This window comes from Streptomyces sparsogenes (assembly GCF_001704635.1).
Taxonomy (GTDB): Bacteria; Actinomycetota; Actinomycetes; order Streptomycetales; family Streptomycetaceae; genus Streptomyces; species Streptomyces sparsogenes.
Map to the genome: position 1 here is coordinate 25503 of NZ_MAXF01000016.1, position 19795 is coordinate 45297.

20 protein-coding genes are annotated in these 19795 nt (G+C 73.7%); 7 read left to right on the top strand and 13 right to left on the bottom strand.

From position 1 onward, the window contains the following. The first annotated feature begins 60 nt into the window (after window positions 1–60). Window positions 61–990 (top strand): hypothetical protein, encoded by a 930-nt coding sequence (locus BBH68_RS41345; protein ID WP_141712947.1) that lies wholly within the window; start codon window positions 61–63, stop codon window positions 988–990. A 55-nt stretch (window positions 991–1045) separates the two neighbouring features. Then, window positions 1046–1678, top strand: a complete 633-nt coding sequence (locus BBH68_RS02250; RefSeq protein ID WP_065958520.1) for a TIGR03085 family metal-binding protein — start codon at window positions 1046–1048, stop codon at window positions 1676–1678. Between the two features lie 117 nt (window positions 1679–1795). On the opposite strand, the gene leuA is transcribed toward BBH68_RS02250, so the two are convergent. Beyond that, complete coding sequence (leuA, locus tag BBH68_RS02255) at window positions 1796–3493, bottom strand: 2-isopropylmalate synthase (RefSeq protein WP_065958620.1); 1698 nt, start codon at window positions 3491–3493, stop codon at window positions 1796–1798. Between the two features lie 380 nt (window positions 3494–3873). Between leuA and BBH68_RS02260 the strand changes: the two genes are divergently transcribed. Further along, window positions 3874–4650, top strand: coding sequence for a FadR/GntR family transcriptional regulator (locus tag BBH68_RS02260; protein WP_079150747.1), 777 nt, complete (start codon window positions 3874–3876; stop codon window positions 4648–4650). Window positions 4651–4970: 320 nt separating this feature from the next. Continuing rightward, window positions 4971–6500: an outer membrane protein assembly factor BamB family protein gene (locus BBH68_RS02265; RefSeq protein ID WP_065958521.1), complete on the top strand. Its 1530-nt coding sequence runs from the start codon at window positions 4971–4973 to the stop codon at window positions 6498–6500. 60 nt (window positions 6501–6560) lie between these two features. Here BBH68_RS02265 and hisF read toward each other — a convergent pair whose 3' ends face one another. The 8 genes from hisF to hisD form a co-directional block, all read right to left on the bottom strand. Beyond that, window positions 6561–7334, bottom strand: a complete 774-nt coding sequence (gene hisF / locus BBH68_RS02270) for an imidazole glycerol phosphate synthase subunit HisF (protein WP_065958522.1) — start codon at window positions 7332–7334, stop codon at window positions 6561–6563. Continuing rightward, entirely contained in the window at window positions 7331–7738 is a 408-nt protein-coding gene (locus BBH68_RS02275) for a RidA family protein (RefSeq protein ID WP_065958523.1), read from the bottom strand. The genes hisF and BBH68_RS02275 overlap by 4 nt, the downstream gene beginning before the upstream one ends. Further along, the gene (gene priA, locus BBH68_RS02280) at window positions 7735–8466 is read right to left on the bottom strand and encodes a bifunctional 1-(5-phosphoribosyl)-5-((5-phosphoribosylamino)methylideneamino)imidazole-4-carboxamide isomerase/phosphoribosylanthranilate isomerase PriA (protein WP_065958524.1); all 732 of its coding nucleotides are present in this window, start codon (window positions 8464–8466) and stop codon (window positions 7735–7737) included. Before priA ends, BBH68_RS02275 begins: the two co-directional genes overlap by 4 nt. Before the next feature lie 76 nt (window positions 8467–8542). Beyond that, window positions 8543–9187: an imidazole glycerol phosphate synthase subunit HisH gene (gene hisH, locus BBH68_RS02285; protein WP_065958525.1), complete on the bottom strand. Its 645-nt coding sequence runs from the start codon at window positions 9185–9187 to the stop codon at window positions 8543–8545. Continuing rightward, entirely contained in the window at window positions 9184–9348 is a 165-nt protein-coding gene (locus tag BBH68_RS41740; RefSeq protein ID WP_170066523.1) for a hypothetical protein, read from the bottom strand. Before BBH68_RS41740 ends, hisH begins: the two co-directional genes overlap by 4 nt. Before the next feature lie 85 nt (window positions 9349–9433). Then, the gene (gene hisB, locus BBH68_RS02290) at window positions 9434–10027 is read right to left on the bottom strand and encodes an imidazoleglycerol-phosphate dehydratase HisB (RefSeq protein WP_065958526.1); all 594 of its coding nucleotides are present in this window, start codon (window positions 10025–10027) and stop codon (window positions 9434–9436) included. Beyond that, window positions 10024–11142, bottom strand: coding sequence for a histidinol-phosphate transaminase (locus BBH68_RS02295; RefSeq protein ID WP_065958527.1), 1119 nt, complete (start codon window positions 11140–11142; stop codon window positions 10024–10026). The genes hisB and BBH68_RS02295 overlap by 4 nt, the downstream gene beginning before the upstream one ends. Beyond that, a complete protein-coding gene (gene hisD, locus BBH68_RS02300) occupies window positions 11139–12464 on the bottom strand; it encodes a histidinol dehydrogenase (protein ID WP_065958528.1) in 1326 nt (441 codons plus the stop codon). Before hisD ends, BBH68_RS02295 begins: the two co-directional genes overlap by 4 nt. A 167-nt stretch (window positions 12465–12631) precedes the next feature. Here hisD and BBH68_RS02305 point away from each other — a divergent pair, with 167 nt between their 5' ends. The 3 genes from BBH68_RS02305 to ybaK are packed head-to-tail and all read left to right on the top strand — an operon-like array spanning window position 12632 to window position 15505. Beyond that, window positions 12632–14227 (top strand): oxidoreductase, encoded by a 1596-nt coding sequence (locus BBH68_RS02305; RefSeq protein WP_065958529.1) that lies wholly within the window; start codon window positions 12632–12634, stop codon window positions 14225–14227. 33 nt (window positions 14228–14260) lie between these two features. Continuing rightward, on the top strand, window positions 14261–15001 hold the full coding sequence (locus tag BBH68_RS02310; RefSeq protein WP_065958530.1) for an LON peptidase substrate-binding domain-containing protein: 741 nt from the start codon (window positions 14261–14263) through the stop codon (window positions 14999–15001). A 12-nt stretch (window positions 15002–15013) separates the two neighbouring features. Further along, window positions 15014–15505, top strand: a complete 492-nt coding sequence (ybaK, locus tag BBH68_RS02315) for a Cys-tRNA(Pro) deacylase (protein WP_065958531.1) — start codon at window positions 15014–15016, stop codon at window positions 15503–15505. Window positions 15506–15541: 36 nt separating this feature from the next. Here ybaK and BBH68_RS02320 read toward each other — a convergent pair whose 3' ends face one another. The 4 genes from BBH68_RS02320 to BBH68_RS02335 all read right to left on the bottom strand — a co-directional run bounded on the left by BBH68_RS02320 (window position 15542) and on the right by BBH68_RS02335 (window position 19647). Then, complete coding sequence (locus BBH68_RS02320; protein ID WP_065958532.1) at window positions 15542–16219, bottom strand: DUF2567 domain-containing protein; 678 nt, start codon at window positions 16217–16219, stop codon at window positions 15542–15544. A gap of 59 nt (window positions 16220–16278) precedes the next feature. Further along, window positions 16279–17133 carry an ABC transporter permease gene (locus tag BBH68_RS02325; protein ID WP_065958533.1) on the bottom strand — a complete coding sequence of 285 codons (855 nt, stop codon included), beginning with the start codon at window positions 17131–17133 and terminating at the stop codon, window positions 16279–16281. A gap of 55 nt (window positions 17134–17188) precedes the next feature. Further along, complete coding sequence (locus BBH68_RS02330) at window positions 17189–18208, bottom strand: ABC transporter ATP-binding protein (protein ID WP_076972262.1); 1020 nt, start codon at window positions 18206–18208, stop codon at window positions 17189–17191. Between the two features lie 80 nt (window positions 18209–18288). Further along, the gene (locus BBH68_RS02335; RefSeq protein ID WP_065958534.1) at window positions 18289–19647 is read right to left on the bottom strand and encodes an NYN domain-containing protein; all 1359 of its coding nucleotides are present in this window, start codon (window positions 19645–19647) and stop codon (window positions 18289–18291) included. Window positions 19648–19795 lie beyond the last annotated feature (148 nt).

Sequence of the window (19795 nt, forward strand, 5' to 3'; positions counted from 1 at the left end):
GCACGCGCGACCGCCCGGCCCGATGGCCGGTATGTCGGTGGGATGGGGCATGCTTCGGGCATGACGTTTCCGCCGTCGCCGCACGATCCCAACCGGCCCGGAAACGGCGGGGGGTTCGGGCCACCGCCGGAGCAGGGTTTCGGACCGCCCCCGCAGCAGGGGTTCGGCCCGCCCGCACAGCCCGGCCCGCCCGCGCCGCAAGCCCCGCTGCCGCCGTCGGGCGGCTTCGGCCCGCCCACTGGCGCGCTCCCGCCCGGTGCGCTTCCTCCTGGCGCGCTTCCCCCCGGCGCCCTGCCGCCGCCCCCGCCGGGCCCCGGCCGGGGCGGGGCCCGGGTCGCGGCGATCGCCGTGGCCTCGGTGGTGGCCGGCGCGCTGGTCATCGGCGGGATCGTGCTCGGCACGCGGGACGACGGCGGCAAGACCGAGGCGTCGGCCGACCCGAAGTCGTCGGGCTCCCCGTCGGCCTCGGCCTCCGAGTCGGCGTCCCCCTCGCCCTCCTCCTCCGACTCCGCCGACCCGTCCGGCTCGGCGGACCCCGGGAAGGGCGCGCCGCTGGGCGGCGGCAGTGACGTCCCCGACGGCGGTTCCACCCCCTCGGCCTCCGCGTCCGCGGACCCGGGCGACCTGGTGCCGTACGTGGTGCTCAAGCCCGGCCAGTGCTTCGACCACCCCGCGCTGGACAGCAGCGTGACGAAGGTCGAGAAGCGGGGGTGCGACGGTCCGCACGACGGTGAGGTCATCGCCAACGAGACCCTGACCGGGGACTTCGCCACCGAGAAGGCGATCCAGGACAAGGCGCTCACGCTGTGCGAGACGGACGCCAAGGAGCGCCTGAAGTCCATACCGAACGACGGCCGGATGTATTACTACTACGCGCTCTACCCGGCCCTCGGCACCTACCGGATCCAGGGCCAGGACCAGGTCTCCTGTGCCCTGACGCTCAGCGGGAGCCTGAACGGCAAGAAGCTGACCAAGCCGCTCCCGAAGTGACGGGTGCCGCGCGGCGCCGTGGCGAGGGCCGGACGGCGGCCTTAGGGTGGGCCGTATGTCCACTCACGCGAGGCGCGAACGCCTGCTGCTGGCCGACCTGTTGGAGACCTCCGGACCCGAGGCCCCGACGCTGTGCGAGGGCTGGACCACCCATGACCTGGCCGCCCATCTGGTGGTGCGCGAGCGCCGCGCCGACGCGGCCGCCGGCCTGGTGCTCAAGCCGCTGTCCGGGCGGCTGGACCGGGTGCAGGCCGAGTTCGCCGCGAAGCCGTACGCGGAGCTGGTCCGGCTCTTCCGCGAGGGCCCGCCGCGGATGTCCCCGTTCTCCCTGAAGCAGGTGGACGAGGCGGCCAACACCATCGAGTTCTACGTCCACACCGAGGACGTCCGCCGGGCCCAGCCGGACTGGGAACCGCGCGAGCTCGACCCGGTCTTCGCCGACGCGCTGTGGTCCCGGATCGAGCGGATCGCCAAGGTGTTCGGCCGCAAGTCCCCGGTCGGCCTGGTGCTGCGGCGCCCGGACGGCCGTACGGCGGTGGCGCACCGGGGCACCCCGGTGGTCACGGTCACCGCGGAGCCGGGCGAGCTGGCGGTCTTCCTGTTCGGCCGCCAGGACGCCGCCCGGGTCGAGCTGGAGGGCGACAAGGAGGCGGTGGCGGCGCTGCACACCGCCAAGCTCGGCGTCTAGCGAGCGCCCCGCCCCTCTCGTCGCCCCTTCCTCACGCCGCGACTTTCGCACGCAGCGACGGTCACAGCACTGCGGTCACAGCACTGCGATCACAGCGCACGGTTCACGGCGCGACGGTCACAGCGCGCGGTTCACCGCGGCCAGGACGGCGTGCACCGAGGCGGTGAGCACGGAGGTGTCCTGACCGGCCCCCCACCGGGTCGTGCCGGCGACGCGGCATTCGGCGTAGGCCACGGCGGGGCTGCCGGGTCCGGCGGCGGTCGCGTGCTCGGCGTAGTGGAGGATGTCCACGGCGATCCCGGCCCCGGCCAGGGCGTCGGCGAAGGCGGACAGCGGCCCGTTGCCCGTGCCCTCGTACCGGCGCTCGCCGTCCCCCGTACCGCCCTCCCCCGTGCGCAGCTCGCAGACGAAGCGGTGCAGGCCGGGGGCGGTCTCCTCGGTGGTCCAGGAGGCGAGGATGATCGGCCCGTCGTGGCCGGGGGCGAGGTAGGAGGCCCGGAACAGCTCCCACAGGTCCTTGGCCGTGGCCTCCCGGCCGCTGTCGTCGGTGGCGGCCTGGACGGTCCGGGAGAAGTCGGCGCGGAGCCGTTTGGGCAGGTCGAGGCCGTAGTGGGCCTGGAGCAGATGGGCGATGCCGCCCTTGCCGGACTGGCTGTTGACGCGGATGACCGCCTCGTAGCTGCGCCCCACGTCGGCCGGGTCGATGGGCAGGTACGGCACCGCCCACGGCGCCCGGCCCTCCGGTACGCCGGACTCGGCGGCCCGCCGGGCGTGGTGGGCGAGCCCCTTGCTGATGGCGTCCTGGTGGGTGCCGGAGAAGGCGGTGTAGACCAGCTCGCCGCCGTAGGGGTGGCGGGGGTGGACCGGCAGCCGGTTGCAGTGTTCGACGGTGTCGCGGATCGCGTCGATGTCGGAGAAGTCGAGCATCGGGTCCACGCCCTGGGCGTAGAGGTTGAGCGCGAGGGTGACCAGGTCCACGTTGCCCGTGCGCTCGCCGTTGCCGAACAGACAGCCCTCGACGCGCTGGGCGCCCGCCAGGACGGCCAGCTCCGCGCAGGCGACCCCGGTGCCGCGGTCGTTGTGCGGGTGCACGGAGAGGATGACGTCGGCGCGCCGCTCCAGGTGGCGGTGCATGTACTCGATCTGGTCGGCGTACACGTTGGGGGTGGCGCACTCGACGGTGGCGGGCAGGTTGTGGATCACTGGCCGCTCGGGGCAGGCGTCCCACAGCGCGGTGAGGCCGTTGCAGACCTCCAGCACGAAGTCGGGCTCGGTGAGGTTGAAGACCTCCGGGGAGAACTGGAACCGGATGTCCTCGGGGCGGGCCTCGGCGAGCCTGGCCAGGTGCCCGGCGGCGTCCCGGATCATCTCGTGCACCTCGGCGCGGCCGCGGCCGAGCACCACCTCGCGCCAGACGGGGGCGGTGGCGGTGTACAGGTGCACCACCGAGCAGGGCAGGCCCTCGATGGCCGCGAAGGTCCGCTCGATCAGGTCGCGGCGGGCCGGGGTGAAGACCACCACGGTCACATCGGCGGGGACGGCGTCGCTCACGGCCAGGTGCCGTACGAAGTCGAAGTCGGTCTGGCTCGCCGAGGGATAGCCGACCTCGATCTCCTTGAAGCCCATCGCGACCAGGAGGTCGAACATCCGGCGCTTGCGTGGGGTGTCCATCGGCTCGGCCAGGGCCTGGTTGCCGTCGCGCAGGTCGACCGGCACCCACAGCGGCGCCCGTTCGATCCGCCGGGCCGGCCAGGCGCGGTCGGTCAGCGGCACCGCGACCCGGTCGTACACGGACCGGTAGCGGTGGTACGGCATGGGGCCGGGCCGCTGCGGGTTCCAGGAGGGGGTGTCGTCGTGCCGGTCGGACTCTTGGGGCCGGAGGGGCTCTTGGTGCTGGGTGGGCTCTTGGTGCTGGGTCGGCTCGTCGTGCTGAACAGCCATGGGGCCGGGTTTTCCTTCGCTCGGTCGGAGGGCGACCGGCACGCACGGCCCCGCGGCGGGGTGCCGGTCGGATCAGGCCCCGCCGCGGCAGCCGAGGAGAAGCCCGCGCAGCGTCATGCGGGACAGGTTAGCCACATGTCAGCTCCTCAGACAAGCTGACAACCTGGGGAGCGGGGACTCTCTGGGAAACTGGGAGCCTCCGCACAGGAGAAGAAGACATCGAGACGACGACCGAACCCCGAAAGGTGAACCGGATGCCGCTGGGCACCCTCCGCCCCACTCCCCTGGTCGAACAGGCGGCCGCGCGGCTGCGCGAGGAGATCACCGGGGGCCACTGGCCGGTCGGCACCCGGCTCCCCGGCGAGACCACCCTGGCCAAGACCCTCGGCGTGGGCCGCTCCACCGTGCGCGAGGCCGTGCGCGTCCTGGCCGGCGCCGGGCTGGTGCGGGCCCGCCAGGGCTCCGGCGTCTTCGTCATCGCCACCGAACCCGCCGAGGACTGGCCCGCCCGGCTCCGCCGCGCGGCCGTCACGGACGTCTTCGAGGTGCGCATGCTGATCGAGGTCCAGGCCGCCCAGCTCGCCGCGCGCCGCCGCACCGACGCCGACCTCACCGCCCTGAGCGCCGCCCTGGAGGCCCGGAAGGCCGCCGCCGCGGGCGACGACGCCTCCTTCGTCGACGCCGACATCGCGCTGCACGCGGCGGTGGTCGCCGCCGCGCACAATCCCGTGCTCACCGACCTGTTCGCCGAGTTCACCCCCCGGCTGCGGCAAGGCCTGATCGACCTGGTGGACCTGCTCGCCCTGCGCGCCGGCGCACCGAACCACGGCGAGGAGACCCACAGCGCCCTGGTCCGGGCCGTCGAGCGGGGCGACGCGGAGGCGGCGGGCGATGTGCTGCGGGCCGAGCTGGAGCAGACCCTGGCGCTGCTGCGCGGCCCGAGGGCCGGCGAGCAGGGGGTTGGTCCAGGCGGGCCGGAAAGCGCTACCCCGCCGAGTCGCGCGTGCGGCGCCGGTAGTAGTGCGCCGTGACGACCGCCAGCAGCGGCCCCCACGCCACGAGCGGCACGTAGCATGCGTTGATCAGCCACTCCCCCCACCGCGTGACCTCCCCGCGTCGTACTCGAACTCGGCGAGCCCCAGCGGGACACCGAGCACCCCGCCGATCCGCCGCCGCCCGGCACCCGGCACCCGGCACCCGGGTCGAAACTCACGATCGGACCCACCGGTTGTCGGGCCGGATCCCGCTGCTATCCTCCCGCCCCTCGTGATGCAACGCGACGGCGGCGATCGTCGTCTGTTGTTGGTGCGGGCCGCAGGGTGCGGTCCGGCGAGGATCGGGGGTCGGAACGGTGACGTACGACGGCGACGGCCAGGTGCCCGGGCAGGGCGGACCACAACGGGAGGGTGGGGGCGGGCAGCCGTCGGTGCCGCCGAGGCCGTCGGCGCCGCCGCCCGGGGCCGACGCCGCGCCGCCCGGTCCGCCCACCGCCCCGCCCGCCGGGCCGCAGGCCGGGCCGGGCGGGCTCCCCTCCTATCCGCAGCAGCCGCCCGGCGGCGGCGCGGCCCCCGGGGCCCCGTGGCCCCCGCCCCCGCCGGTGCCGCCGCGGCGCGGCGGCGGCAAGGTCGCGGCCGCCATCGCCCTCGCCGTCCTGCTGATCGCGGGCGGCATCGCGGTCGCGGTGGCCAGGCACGACACCTCGGACTCCGACGGCTCCGGCGGCCCCTCGGCGAAGCAGTCGGGACCACCGGCCAACGCGCTGCACCAGACATGGCAGACGGAGCTGCCCGAGTCGCACGTCCTGGGCAACCTCAGCGGACTGCCCGCCCTGTGGACGACCACCCGCAACCCCGTCTACGCCGACGACAACGGCGTACGCGCCTTCGACCCCGAGACCGGCAAGAAGCTGTGGACGGTGAAGACCCCCAAGGGGGCCAGCGAGGTGTGCGCCATCGCCCCGCAGCCGAACTCCGACGGTGTCGGCGCCGCCGTCTACGACGCGGGCGGCAACGACTGCGCGTACCTGGTCGTCTTCGACACCGAGACCGGACGGACCCTGTGGTCGAAGAACCTGTCGAGCGGCTACAAGACGGTCGCGCCGCACGTCCAGGTCAGCGACGACACGGTGGTCGCCGGCATCGGCGGGGTCGCGGCGTACTCCATCTCCGGGGGCGCCAAGAAGTGGACGCTGTACTCACGCGGCCGCGACTGCGGGAACGACATCGAGTGGTCCGCGGGCTATCTCGCCTACTCCAGCAGTTGCAGCGACGCCAAGCCGGAGAACCAGCTCAGCATCCTCGACCTGCGGTACGGGGACAACTGGAAGTTCCCGAACGAGAAGCGGGACGTGGAGCAGGTGGTGGGGGACGACCCGCTGACCCTGGTCCTGGTCGACCAGGAGGGCAACGACGACGAAAAGCGCTATCTGCAGACCTATACGGAAGACGGGAAGCCGGACAAGAGCTTCCGTCTGACGGGCAAGCTGGGGAACGTCCAGTTCGGAAACACGAAGCTCGTCGACAAGGACGCGTCGGTGCTGCTGTCCAACTACGGCACCACCTCGGGCCTGGGGGCCACCGACCTCAAGACCGGCGAGGTGCTGTGGTCCAAGAAGAACACCCGGCAGGTCGGCATGGAGGACGGCAAGGTGCTCGCCCTGAAGGCGGCACGTCAGCTGGGCGGGGACCCGACGCTCGTCTCCCTCGGGCTGCGGGACGGCAAGGAGCGGTCCCGGGGCGTGCTCTACACGCCGGGGCACTCGCTGAACCGTGTCGACATGATGAGCGTCGGCACCTGGGGGGACAAGCTGTATGTGATCGGCCATCCGCTCGATGACCCCAAGCGCAAGCTGGTGCTGCGCGCCTTCGACATCGGGCGCTGAGCCGGGGCCCGGCGCTCCGGGCGGCGGCACGGCCGGCCGCCCGGAGGCCTGGGGCCAGGCCTACAGCCGCACCGGGTGCCCCGCCTCCCGCAGCGCCTCCTTGACCTGCCCGATGCGCAGATCGCCGAAGTGGAAGACCGAGGCCGCGAGGACCGCGTCCGCACCCGCCGCGATCGCCGGGGGGAAGTCGGAGAGCTTCCCCGCGCCGCCGCTGGCGATGACCGGGACGGTGACGTGCTTGCGGACGGCCTCGATCATGGCCGTGTCGTAGCCGTCCTTGGTGCCGTCGGCGTCCATCGAGTTCAGCAGGATCTCCCCCGCCCCCAGCTCGGCCGCCCGGTGGGCCCACTCGACGGCGTCGACGCCGGTGCCACGGCGGCCGCCGTGGGTGGTGACCTCGTAGCCGGAGGAGGTGACCGTGCCCTCCCCGCAGCGCCGGGCGTCGACGGACAGGACGAGGACCTGGCTGCCGAAGCGCTCGGCGATCTCCCGGATCAGCTCGGGCCGGGCGATGGCCGCCGTGTTGACACCGACCTTGTCGGCGCCGGCGCGCAGCAGCTTGTCCACGTCCTCCACGGTGCGGACGCCGCCGCCCACGGTGAGCGGGATGAAGACCTGCTCCGCGGTGCGGCGCACCACGTCGTACGTGGTCTCGCGGTTGCCGGAGGAGGCCGTGATGTCGAGGAAGGTCAGCTCGTCGGCGCCCTCCTCGCCGTAGACCTTGGCCATCTCGACGGGGTCGCCGGCGTCCCGCAGGTTCTGGAAGTTGACTCCCTTGACGACCCGGCCGTTGTCCACGTCCAGGCAGGGGATGACTCGGACCGCCAGGGTCATGTCGCGTCGGCTCCTCGGAATGCTTCTACTTCGACTTCCACCAGGACGCGCGAGTCGACGAAACCGGAGACCACGACCAGGGTCGCGGCGGGGCGCACGGCGTCGAAGAGCTCCTTGTGGGCGCGCCCCACCTCGTCCACATCGCGCGCGTGGGTGAGGTACATGCGGGTACGGATGACCGATTCGACGCCGAGGTCGAACTTCCGCAGCGCGTCCAGCGCGTTCCGGAAGGCGGCCAGCGTCTGCTCGTACGGATCGCCCTCGCCCTGGAGGACCCCGCCCACCAGCGGCATCGTCCCGGAGACGAGGACCCGGTCGCCGGCCGCGACGGCCCGGGCGAAGCCGATGGTCTCCTCCCACGGGCTGTCCGCCTGGACACGCCGGACACTCTCGGGTGAGCTCATACGGAAACCGCCTCCAACGCCTCTTCCAAGGTGAACGCCTTGGCGTAGAGCGCCTTCCCGACGATGGCGCCCTCCACGCCCTCCGGCACCAGGGTCGCAAGGGCGCGCAGATCGTCAAGGGAGGAAACGCCGCCCGAGGCGACGACCGGCTTGTCGGTCGCGGCGCACACGTTCTTCAGCAGCTCCAGGTTGGGGCCCTGGAGGGTGCCGTCCTTGGCAATGTCGGTGACGACGTAGCGCGCGCAGCCCTCGGAGTCCAGGCGGGCCAGCGTCTCGTACAGGTCGCCGCCGTCGCGGGTCCAGCCGCGGCCGCGCAGGGTGGTGCCGCGGACGTCGAGGCCCACGGCGATGCGGTCCCCGTACTCGGCGATGATCTTGGCGACCCACTCGGGGGACTCCAGCGCGGCGGTGCCCAGGTTGACGCGGGTGCAGCCGGTGGCGAGGGCGGCGGCGAGCGAGGCGTCGTCGCGGATGCCGCCGGACAGCTCGACCTTGATGTCCATGGTGGCCACGACCTCGGCGATCCGCTCGCGGTTGTCGCCGGTGCCGAAGGCCGCGTCGAGGTCCACCAGGTGCAGCCACTCGGCGCCGGCCCGCTGCCAGGCGAGGGCGGCCTCCAGCGGGTCGCCGTAGGACGTCTCGGAGCCGGACTCGCCGTGGACGAGGCGTACGGCCTGGCCGTCGCGGACGTCGACGGCGGGGAGGAGTTCGAGGCGGTGGGTGCGCATGGGGGACCTTACGGTGAGGGCTACGGGGCTGTGAGGGCTGTGAGGCTTGCGGAGTTGACGGGTGCGGCCGGGCCGGTCAGAGCGTGTCCAGCCAGTTGCGCAGCAGCTGCGCCCCGGCGTCGCCGGACTTCTCGGGATGGAACTGGGTCGCCCACAGCGGCCCGTTCTCGACCGCGGCGACGAACGGCTCGCCGTGGGTGGCCCAGGTGACCTTGGGGGCGGCGATCTTCGGGTTGGTGACCTCGAGCTCCCAGGTGCGGACCGCGTAGGAGTGGACGAAGTAGTAGCGGGCGTCCTCGTCCAGGCCCGCGAAGAGCCGGGAGTCCTCGGGGGCCTTCACCGTGTTCCAGCCCATGTGGGGGACGACGGGCGCGTTCAGCTGCTCGACGGTGCCGGGCCACTCGTCCAGGCCCTCGGCCTCCACGCCGTGCTCGATGCCGCGCCCGAAGAGGATCTGCATGCCCACGCAGATGCCCATGACCGGGCGCCCGCCGGCCAGCCGGCGCTCCACCAGCCAGTCGCCGCGGGCCTCCCGCAGCCCCTTCATGCAGGCGGCGAAGGCGCCGACCCCGGGGACCAGCAGGCCGTCGGCGGCGGCGGCGCGGTCGTAGTCACGGGTGATCTCCACGTCGGCTCCGACGTGGGCGAGGGCCCGCTCGGCGGACCGTACGTTGCCGAAGCCGTAGTCGAAGACGACGACCTTCTTGGCGCCCGTGCTCAATTCCACACCTCCAGCCGAAGGATCCCAGCGGTGAGCGACATCGCCGCCCCGATGCCGAGCAGCACGATCACGCTCCTGGGCAGGCCCTGCTTGACGAAGGAGATCACCCCGCCGAGCAGGAACAGACCGAGAACGATGAAGACAGTAGACAGACCGCTCACAGCATCATCCCGTTCGCTTCTCCGCCCACGCGGCGAAAGCGCGGCTTGAGTGTCGTCTGCGGCCGGGCGGCCGCGTGTGCGTCGCTCACAGCGCGCCCTTCGTCGAAGGAAGAATGCCCGCGGCCCGCGGGTCGCGCTCGCTCGCGTAGCGCAGGGCTCGCGCCAGCGCCTTGAACTGGCATTCGACGATGTGGTGGGCGTTGCGCCCGTACGGGACGTGGACGTGCAGGGCGATCTGCGCCTGCGCAACGAAGGACTCCAGGATGTGCCGGGTCATCGTCGTGTCGTACGTGCCGATCATCGGCGCCATGTTCTCCGGCTCGCTGTGCACCAGGTACGGGCGGCCCGAGAGGTCGACGGTCACCTGGGCCAGCGACTCGTCCAGCGGCACCGTGCAGTTGCCGAAGCGGTAGATCCCCACCTTGTCGCCGAGCGCCTGCTTGAAGGCGGCGCCGAGCGCGAGGGCGGTGTCCTCGATGGTGTGGTGGGTGTCGATGTGCAGGTCGCCCTCGGTCTTGACGGTGAGGTCGAAGAGACCGTGGCGGCCGAGCTGGTCGAGCATGTGATCGTAGAAGCCGACGCCCGTCGAGACGTCGACCTGGCCGGTGCCGTCGAGATCGATCTCGACGAGGACCGAGGTTTCCTTGGTGGTGCGCTCCACACGGCCCACGCGGGTCATGCGCTTGTCTCCTTCATCAGCTCGCGTACCGCGTCGAGGAACGCGTCGTTCTCGGCCGGGGTGCCCGCGGTGACCCGCAGCATGCCCGGTACGCCGTTGTCACGGACCAGGACCCCCCGCTCCAGCAGGGCCTGCCACGCCGCGTGGGCGTCCTCGAAGCGGCCGAACTGTACGAAGTTGGCGTCCGACTCGGTCACCTCGCAGCCGAGCGCGCGCAACTCGCTCACCAGCCGGTCCCGCTCGGCCTTGAGCGTCTCGACGTACCCGAGCAGCGTATCGGTGTGCTCGAGGGCGGCCAGCGCGGTGGCCTGGGTGACGGCGGACAGGTGGTAGGGCAGCCGGACCAGCTGGACGGCGTCGACCACCGCCGGGTCGGCCGCGAGGTAGCCGAGCCGCAGCCCGGCCGCGCCGAAGGCCTTGGACATCGTCCGGGAGAGGACCAGCCGGGGGCGTCCCTCGATCAGCGGCAGCAGCGAGGGACGGTGGCTGAACTCCCCGTACGCCTCGTCGATCACCACGAGCGCCCCCGCCGCGTCCGCCCGCGCCGCCTGCGCGGCGTCGTGGAGGGCCAGCACGGTCTCGGCCTCGACTGCGGTGCCGGTCGGGTTGTTCGGCGAGGTGATGAAGACGACGTCGGGGCGGTGCTCGGCGATGGCGGCGCGGGCCGAGTCGACATCGATGGTGTAGTCCGCGTTCCGGGGGCCGGAGATCCAGCCGGTGCCGGTGCCGCGCGAGACCAGGGCGTGCATCGAGTACGAGGGCTCGAAGCCGATGGCCGTGCGCCCGGGCCCGCCGAAGGTCTGCAGGAGTTGCTGCAGCACCTCGTTGGACCCGTTGGCGGCCCACACGTTGGCCACGGAGACCTGGTGCCCGGCCGTGCGGGTCAGATATCCGGCCAGCTCCGTGCGCAGCTCGATCGCGTCCCGGTCCGGGTAGCGGTTGAGGTGGCGGGCCGCCTCGGCGACCCGCTCGGTGATCCGCGCCACCAGCTCCTCGGGCAGCGGGTACGGGTTCTCGTTGGTGTTCAGCCGCACCGGCACATCGAGCTGCGGGGCGCCGTACGGGGACGTGCCGCGCAGCTCGTCCCGGATGGGGAGGTCGTCGATCCCGGTCACTTGTCGCCCGGCACCTTCCAGTCGAACCTTGCCTTCACCGCCGCGCCGTGGGCGGGCAGGTCCTCCGCCTCGGCGAGCGTCACCACATGCCCGGCGACCTCCGCCAGCGCCTGGCGGGTGTAGTCCACGACGTGGATGCCGCGCAGGAAGGACTGCACCGAGAGTCCCGAGGAGTGGCAGGCGCAGCCGCCGGTGGGCAGGACGTGGTTGGACCCCGCCGCATAGTCGCCGAGGCTGACGGGCGCGTACGGCCCGACGAAGATGGCGCCGGCGTTGCGCACCCGGGCCGCGACCTGGGCCGCGTCCCTGGTCTGGATCTCCAGGTGCTCGGCGGCGTAGGCGTCCACGACCGCCAGGCCCTGCTCCAGGCCGTCGACCAGCACGATGCCGGACTGCCGGCCGGCGAGCGCGGGGCGGATCCGCTCCTCGGCGTGCTTGCTCGCGGCGACCTGCGCGTCCAGCTCCTTCTCGACCGCCGCGGCCAGCTCCTCGGAGTCGGTGACGAGCACCGAGGCGGCCAGCGGGTCGTGCTCGGCCTGGCTGATCAGGTCGGCGGCGACGTGCACCGGGTCCGCGGTGGTGTCGGCGAGGATCGCGATCTCGGTGGGGCCGGCCTCGGCGTCGATGCCGATCCGCCCCTTGAGCAGCCGCTTGGCCGCGGCCACATAGATGTTTCCCGGCCCGGTGACCAGGGAGACCGGGCGGCACTCCTCGGTGCCGTAGGCGAACATGGCGACGGCCTGGGCGCCGCCCGCCGCGTACACCTCCTCCACGCCGAGCAGCTCGCAGGCGGCCAGGATGGTGGGGTGCGGCAGCCCGCCGAACTCACTCTGCGGCGGCGAGGCGACGGCCATCGAGCCGACCCCGGCCTCCTGCGCGGGCACCACGTTCATCACCACGGAGGACGGGTAGACCGACCGACCGCCCGGCACGTAGAGCCCCACCCGCTCGACCGGCACCCACCGCTCGGTGACCGTGCCGCCCGGCACGACCCGCGTGGTGTGGTCGGTGCGCCGCTGCTCGCGGTGGACCAGCCGGGCGCGCCGGATGGACTCCTCCAGGGCGGCCCGCACGGCCGGGTCCAGCTCCGTGAGGGCGCGCGTCAGCGCCTCCCGGGGCACCCGCACCCGCTCGATGGTCACCCCGTCGAACCGCCGCGCGTAGTCGACCAGCGCCGCGGTGCCGCGATGGCGCACGTCGTCGCAGATGGGCCGCACCTTCTCCAGGGCGGCCTCGACGTCGAGCTCGGCACGGGGCAGCAGGTCGCGGTCGATCCCGCCTTCCGGGAAGGCGGCGCCGCGCAGATCGATTCGGGAGATCACGCGATCAATTGTCTCAGACCCGCACCGGCGGCCCGCCCCCCGTATCAGTCAGTGATACGTACCGCTGCGGGACGGTCTAAGTTGACTCTGACCGCGAGCGTTCAAGCGGTTACTCAGCGGGAATGGGGATCCGTACGGGGGTACGGAGAACAGGAGGGGACACGGCTGTGACCGAGCCACACGACGGCGATCCACCCCCGGGGCTCGACCTGACCACCGCGGAGTGGGGCATGTGGCAGGCGTTCCGCAACGGCAGCACCCACGATCTGCGCACCGCCCACCCCCAGCGGAACGACCCCTCCGGCCCCTACGCCTGGGGGCCCGAGCGCAGCGTGCGCGCCCGGGTCGTCGCCCTCCTGCTGCTCGACGGCCCCACCCCGCAGCCGGGCCGGGTCGCCGCGCTCAAGCTCAACGGGGTGCACATCACGGGCCAGCTCGACCTGGCCGGGGGCACCATCGAGCCGTACGTGGAGATGAAGAACTGCCGCTTCGAGCAGGAGGTGCTGCTCCCCGAGACGAGCTTCACCACCCTCCGCCTGGTCGGCTGCGCGCTGCCGCGGCTGGAGGGGGCCCGGCTGCGCACCGAGGGCGATCTGCATCTGCCGCGCTGTGTGGTGGAGCACGGCATCCGGCTCACCGACGCCCACATCGGCACGGACCTGCTGCTCAACCAGTTAGTGGTGCGCCGCGACCGGCGGGGCCTGTCGATCAGCGCCGACGGGCTGACCGTCGGCCAGGACCTCCAGGCCGAGATGATCGAGTCGCACGGCGAGCTGAGGCTGCGCGGCGCGCAGATCGGCGTGTCGCTCAGCCTGCGCGGCGCCCAGCTGCGCAACCCCTACGGGCGCCACGCGCTGAACGCGCCGCAGCTGACCGTCGAGCGCAGCCTCTACCTCACCGCCGCCGGGGTGGCGAACTACTCGGGCGGCGCCACCCCGCCGTACGGCACCAGCAACACGCCGACCCGCGGCACCCGCATCCAGCGCTTCGAGTGCGAGGGCGGGATACGGCTGGACGACGGGCGGTTCGGCGACGCGGTCGACTTCGACCAGGCCCGCTTCGTCATGGAGAACGACCAGGAGCTGTCGCTGCGCCGCATCCAGACGCCCGAGCTGCGGTTCGTCGGCGAGCGGCCGCAGCGGGGGCGGGTGATCCTCTCCGGCGCGCGGGTGGTCAACCTGGTTGACAAGTCGGTCAGCTGGCCGGGCCCCGGCGGCCTGGCGATGGCGGGCTTCTCGTACGAGTGTCTGATACCGGTCGGCCACTTCCCGCTGTCGCGGCGGCTGGAGTGGGTGGCGGCCGCCACCCCCGAGTTCTCCCGGGGCCCGTACGAGATGCTGGCCCAGGCGATGCGCAGCAGCGGCGAGGACTCGGAGGCGCGCGAGGTGCTGCTCGCCAAGGAGCGCCGGCGCCGGGAGACGCTGCCGCTGGCCGGAAAGCTGTGGGGCTACCTCCAGGACTGGACCGTGGCCTACGGCTACCGCCCGGGCCGGGCCGCGGTGTGGATGGCGGTCCTGTGGGCGATCGGCTCGGTGTTCTTCGCCCACAACCGGCCGGAGGCCATCAAACCGGCCGAGTCACCCCACTGGAACGCCTCCCTGTACACCCTGGACCTGCTGCTCCCGGTGATCGATCTGGGCCAGGACGGCTACTGGAAACCCGACGGCGCGGTCCAGTGGGCGGCCATCGTGACCATCATGCTCGGCTGGGTCCTGGCCACCACGGTGGCGGCCGGAGCCTCCCGGCTGCTGCGCCGCCAGTGATCGGAGCGCGCGGGACCACTAGGCTTAACGCCCGTGACCTCCGCGCGCCTTCCGCTCTTCCCGCTGAACACGGTGCTGTTCCCGGGGCTCGTCATGCCCCTGAACGTCTTCGAGCAGCGGTATCGCGCCATGATGCGCGATCTGTTGGCGCTGCCCGAGGACGTGCCGCGCCGCTTCGGCGTCATCGCCATCCGGGACGGCCGCGAGGTCGCGACGACCGCCGTCGGCCTGCCCGACCCCACCGCCGAGCCCGAGCGCGGCGCGGCGGCCGGGTTCGGCCCGGACCCGATGAAGTCCTTCCACGCCGTGGGCTGCGTCGCGGACGCGGCCACCATCCGGAAGCAGAAGGACGGCACCTTCGAGGTGCTCGCCACCGGCACCACCCGCTTCGAGCTGCGCTCGGTCGACGCCTCGGGCCCGTACCTGACGGCCGAGATCGACGAGCTCGACGAGAAGCCGGGGGACGGCGCCGGGGCGCTGGCCTCCGGGGTCGTACGCGCCTTCCGGACCTACCAGAAGCGGCTGGCCGGCGCCCGCGAGCGGACCCTGGCCGCCCAGCAGGACCTGCCCGACGAGCCGTCCGTGCTGTCCTACCTGGTCGCGGCCGCCGCCGTGCTGGACACGCCCGCCAAGCAGCGGCTGCTCCAGGCCCCCGACACCGCGAGCCGGCTGGCGGAGGAGCTGAAATTGCTGCGTGCGGAGAGCGCGGTCATCGGTAAGCTCCCCTCGCTTCCGGCGGTCGATCTGACCCGCCACCCCACCAGCCCGAACTGAGCCCCCACCGAGATGGCCAAGAAGAAGACCTCCGCCGGCACCCCGGCCACCACCGCCCTGACCGCCGCCGGCACCGCCTTCACGCTCCACGCGTACGAGCACGACCCGGCGGCCCCCTCGTACGGCGAGGAGGCCGCGCAGGCCCTCGGCGTGGACCCGGCCCGGGTCTTCAAGACCCTCGTCGCGAGCGTCGACGGCGGCCTCACCGTCGCGGTCGTGCCCGTCTCCGCCACGCTCGACCTCAAGGCCCTCGCGGCGGCGGTGGGCGGCAAGCGCGCGGCCATGGCGGATCCGGCGGCGGCCGAGCGTGCCACGGGCTATGTGCTGGGCGGGATCTCCCCGCTCGGGCAGCGCAAGCGCCTGCCCACCGCGCTGGACGCGTCGGCCTCCGAGCACGCGACGATCTGCGTCTCGGCGGGGCGGCGCGGGCTGGAGGTCGAGCTGTCGCCGGGGGACCTCGCGACCCTCACGGACGCGGTGCTGGCACCCATCGCGCGCTTCTAGAAGTTCTCTTCAGCCCGCCTGCTGCGCCCGCACCGCTCAGCCCGCCGGCTGCGCCGGCTCTTCGTCTCGGGGCCCGAACAGCGCGGTGAGGCCCAGGTGGACCGCCATGGCCGCGAACGACCAGGCCAGCAGCGCCCCCTTGGCGCCCAGCTTCAGCGGGGCGTCGAACGTCACGTTCCGGCCCACGTCCTTGGCGTGCGCCTTGATGTCGGCCGCGGGCCCGAGCCACACCCCCAGCCGCCAGGCGATCACGGACGCGAGCACCCCGCCGATCGCGAGACCCACGACCAGCGCGATGCCGCCCCGCCGGAAGAACCAGAAGACGACGGCCGCGGACACGGCCCCGAAGGCCAGCGCCCGCAGCGTGAACACCCCGTCCGCGCCCATCGCCTGCTCGCCCTCGGCGTCCTTCGGGTAGATCCCGTCACCGATCCAGACCAGCGGCACCCGCGGCGCGAGCCACAGCCACACCAGCCCGAGCAGCACCCCGCTCACCGCCACCCCGATCGCCACCAGCGCCGCCTGCACCAGCTCGGCGCGCAGCTCGGGACCGGGCTCGGAGGGGTCCGGAGCCGAGGAGCCCGGCTCGGAGGGGTCCGGGGCGGAGTGGTCCGGAGCGGACGGGTGGGGCACAGCACCTCCAGGCGGGGACTGGTCGTGCGGCAGGGACTGATGGGGCTGAGGCCGGTCGTGCGGAGTCAACGGTGCGGTCACCCCGTCATGGTGCCAGGCGACGGGCGTCCACCGGTCGGCGGGAGGCCCGCCGCGCCGCGTCACCGCACGGCTGCCCGGCGGTAGGCCCAGGTCGCCGCGGTCAGCGAGACCACCGCCACGGCCGCGCACACACCGAGGTCCGCGCAGACCACCAGCCAGTCGGGGCTGCTGTCGAAGGACCGCGCCAGCGCCTCCACACCGTACGTCGAGGGCAGCGCGTCACGCGCGTACGACACCACGGCGGGCATCCGCTCAGCGGGCAGCACGCCCAGCAGCAGCGCGGCCGACATGCCCAACTGCCCGCAGAGCGTGGCAAGTTCCTGACGCGGCGCGAGCAGCCCGAGCGCCGCACCCAGGCCCGCCAGGGCCGCCCCGGACAGCGGGATCACCGCCACCAGCACCCACAGATGCGCCATCGGGAGCTGGAACAGCGCGCTCCCCACCACGGCGGTGACCGCCGTCCCGGGCGCGGTGAAGGACGCGTACGCGGCGGCCGCGCCGAGCACGACGGCGGCGGGCGGCACCGGCAGGGTCGCGTAGTGGTCGAGCCCGCCGCTCGCCCGGAGCTGGCCGAAGTACTGCGCCAGCAGGTTCAGCGCGACGAACGCCACGACCAGCACGCTGGACCCGGCGACCACGGACCGCGCCTCCACCCCGCCGTCCACGACCCCGCGCATCAGGATCATGATCCCCACGGACTGGAAGGTCGCGACGAACAGCAGCGGTATCCGCGCCACCCGGGCCCGGGACAGCTGCGCCCGGTAGACGGCGGCCAGCGCGGGCAGCAGCCGCGCCCGCGCCGCCAGCGGGGCGGGTACGGCGTCGCCGCCGGGCCGGGGCGCCCCGCCGGTCGGGGCGCCGGCCCCGGGGCGGGCGTCTTCGCCGGACACGGCCTCCGCGGGCACGACACTCACCTTGCGCTGCTCCTGTTTCCGGCGATTGCTCTTCCCCCGGTTTCCGCCCTGGTCGTCACGCCTTCACCAGCCCCTCCGCCCCCTCCGAGCGGCCGCCCAGCGCGAGATAGACGTCCTCCAGGCTAGGGGTCGCGAGCGTGAAGTCGTCGAGCGCGGCGAAGGCGGGCCCGCCGGTCACCGTGGCGATCGCGGCCCGGGCCTGCTCCGGGGCCATCCGCAGCGTCCAGCGCCGCCCGGAGGCCCGGGCGGCCTCCCGCAGCGCGGCGACCCCGGGCGCCTCCAGCGGTGGCTCGTCGCGCCACACCAGCTCCACCCGGACCTCGTCGGCGACCAGCGCCTTCAGCCCGGCCGGGGTGTCGCAGGCGATCACCCGGCCGCGCTCCAGCACCGCCACCCGGTCCAGCACGGTCTCCGCCTCGATCACGTTGTGGGTGACCAGCAGCACCGTCACCCCCCGCTCCGCCCGCCGCCGGTCCACGGCCGCCCACACGGCCCGCCGGGCGACGGGGTCCATTCCGGTGGTCGGCTCGTCCAGCACCAGCAGCGGCCGCTCCCCCACCAGGGCGGCGGCCAGGCAGGCCAGCCGCCGCTGACCGCCGGAGAGCTTCTTGAGCGGGCGCCCGGCCAGCTCGCCGAGCCCCAGCTCCTCGATCACCGCGTCCCGCTCGGCGCGGGCCGCCCGGAGGTCGAGCCCGCGCAGCCGGCCCGTCGTCTCGGCGGCGAGGGCGACGGTCAGCTCGTCCAGCGCGGTCGAGTCCTGCCCCAGATAGCCGAGCAGGCGCGCCGCGCGCTCGGGGTGGCGTACGAGGTCGTGGCCGAGGACGTGGACGCTGCCGTCGTCGGGGCGGAGCAGCCCGGTGAGCTGGCGCACCAGGGTGGACTTCCCGGCACCGTTCGGGCCGAGCAGCCCGAACACCTCGCCGCGGCGCACCTCGAGGTCGATGCCGTCGCTCGCGCGGACGGCGGGCGCGGCGGGCACGCCCCGGCGGCCGCGCGCGGCCGGATAGGTCTTGACCAGCCCGCGCACGGCGCACACCACATCGCCGCCCGCGGCCTGTTTCGCGCCCGTCCTCACGAGCTATGAGGGTACGCGCCCAATCACCCACCCTTGCTCTCAGGGTCCGGTGGGGGCGTGGGCCGCGGGCCCCGTCCGGGTTACTCGGCCGCCGGGGCGTGCTCCGCGGCCGTGCGGGTGTCGATCTCGCGCCAGAAGCCCGCGCGGATGGCGTAGCGGTCGTGCTCGTCGATCTGGTCGTCCTTGTGGGCGAGCAGTCCGAAGCGGGCGGCGTAGCGCAGCAGTTCCCCGTCGATGCGGTGGGGGATGCGCGGGTACTCGGTGGAGAGCTGCTGGAGGTGGCCGGGGTCGGAGAGCCGCTCGATCCAGCGCCGCGCGAAGACCTGGCCCACCTCGAAGGGGTCGCCGCTGACGGTGGTGATGTCCTCCTCGCGGTCGGCCCAGCGCTGCTCGGGGCTGGTGAGCTGGGCCAGCATGGGCAGCCCGGCGGTCTCCGGCGGCTCGCCGAGCCCCGTGCCCGGGCCGCGGTCGATCCAGCCCTTGTCGGAGGACCAGCGCAGGGTGGCGCTGGGCGCGGGGTGGGCCGGGTGGCCGCCGGCGGGGCCGCGGCCGAGGTCGGCGAGGTCCTTGGGGGTGGGCACGCCTCTGCCGCCGGGGGCGGAGCCGGCCTCGGAGCCGGTCGTGGCCGCCCCGCCGCCCGGGCCGGCGGGGCCGGAGCCGTCGTCCCGGGCGGGGTCGGCGGGCGTCCTGCCGGGGCCGCGGGCGGGCGCGGTGCCCGGCCGGGTGGCGCCGTTGCGGCCCGGCGCCAGGTCCCCGGCGGCGCCGGAGACCCCGGAGATGCCGCTCACCGCCCCGGCGGCGGCCGCGGCGGCGGTCTCGGGCAGCGGCGCGGAGAGGATGGCCGCGATCTCCGGGCGGGGCTCGGAGGCGGGCGCGCACGCCCCGGTGAGGTCCTTGGCGCGGACGGCCCGGGTGATCCAGGCGCGGTCCAGGACGCGCCGCTCGTCGGCCTCGGCGACCAGGTCCTCGGACTGGTTGTAGTCGCCGTCGGCGGCCTGGACGGCCCACAGATGGACGGCCACGCCATGTTCCTTGGCGGACATCAGGCCGGGCAGCAGGTCGCCGTCGCCGGTGACGAGGACGATGTCGGAGCAGGCGCGGTTGCGGGCGAGCTCGGTGAGCTCGGCGTGCATGGCGGCGTCCACGCCCTTCTGCGCCCAGCGGCCGTCGCTGCGGGTCAGGGCGCCCAGCCGGACGGTGACGCGGGGCATCACGCGCAGCCGCCGGTGCTCGGGCTGGGGGACGCGGTCGGGTGCTCCGTCGAACCAGTAGATGCGCAGCAGCGGCCGCTCGGTCTCGGCTTCGGCGCGCTCACGCAGTCCCTGGATGAGGGTCGCGTGGTCCACGGAGATGCGGGACCGGGCGGGCTCCCCGGCGAGCAGGCTCGCGGCGGCGCCCAGCAGATAACCGGCGTCCACCAGGACGACGCAGCGGTCCACGTTCCACCCTCTTTCCTGAAGTCCAGTCCTCGGTCGCCCCCCGTGCACAGCCGTGCCTCGATTTCTCGCTTTCGGCCTCATGTGGAGTCTGCCCGACGCGACGGCGGTTATCAGTCCGAACTGGATCACTGGCGTGGCGGATACGGCC

Coding starts and splice junctions, on each gene's coding strand:
- BBH68_RS41345 (WP_141712947.1), top strand. CDS start 61: ATGACGTTTCCGCCGTCGCCGCACGATCCCAACCGGCCCGGAAACGGC.
- BBH68_RS02250 (WP_065958520.1), top strand. CDS start 1,046: ATGTCCACTCACGCGAGGCGCGAACGCCTGCTGCTGGCCGACCTGTTG.
- leuA (WP_065958620.1), bottom strand. CDS start 3,493: ATGCCGTACCACCGCTACCGGTCCGTGTACGACCGGGTCGCGGTGCCG.
- BBH68_RS02260 (WP_079150747.1), top strand. CDS start 3,874: ATGCCGCTGGGCACCCTCCGCCCCACTCCCCTGGTCGAACAGGCGGCC.
- hisF (WP_065958522.1), bottom strand. CDS start 7,334: ATGACCCTGGCGGTCCGAGTCATCCCCTGCCTGGACGTGGACAACGGC.
- BBH68_RS02275 (WP_065958523.1), bottom strand. CDS start 7,738: ATGAGCTCACCCGAGAGTGTCCGGCGTGTCCAGGCGGACAGCCCGTGG.
- priA (WP_065958524.1), bottom strand. CDS start 8,466: ATGCGCACCCACCGCCTCGAACTCCTCCCCGCCGTCGACGTCCGCGAC.
- hisB (WP_065958526.1), bottom strand. CDS start 10,027: ATGACCCGCGTGGGCCGTGTGGAGCGCACCACCAAGGAAACCTCGGTC.
- ybaK (WP_065958531.1), top strand. CDS start 15,014: ATGGCCAAGAAGAAGACCTCCGCCGGCACCCCGGCCACCACCGCCCTG.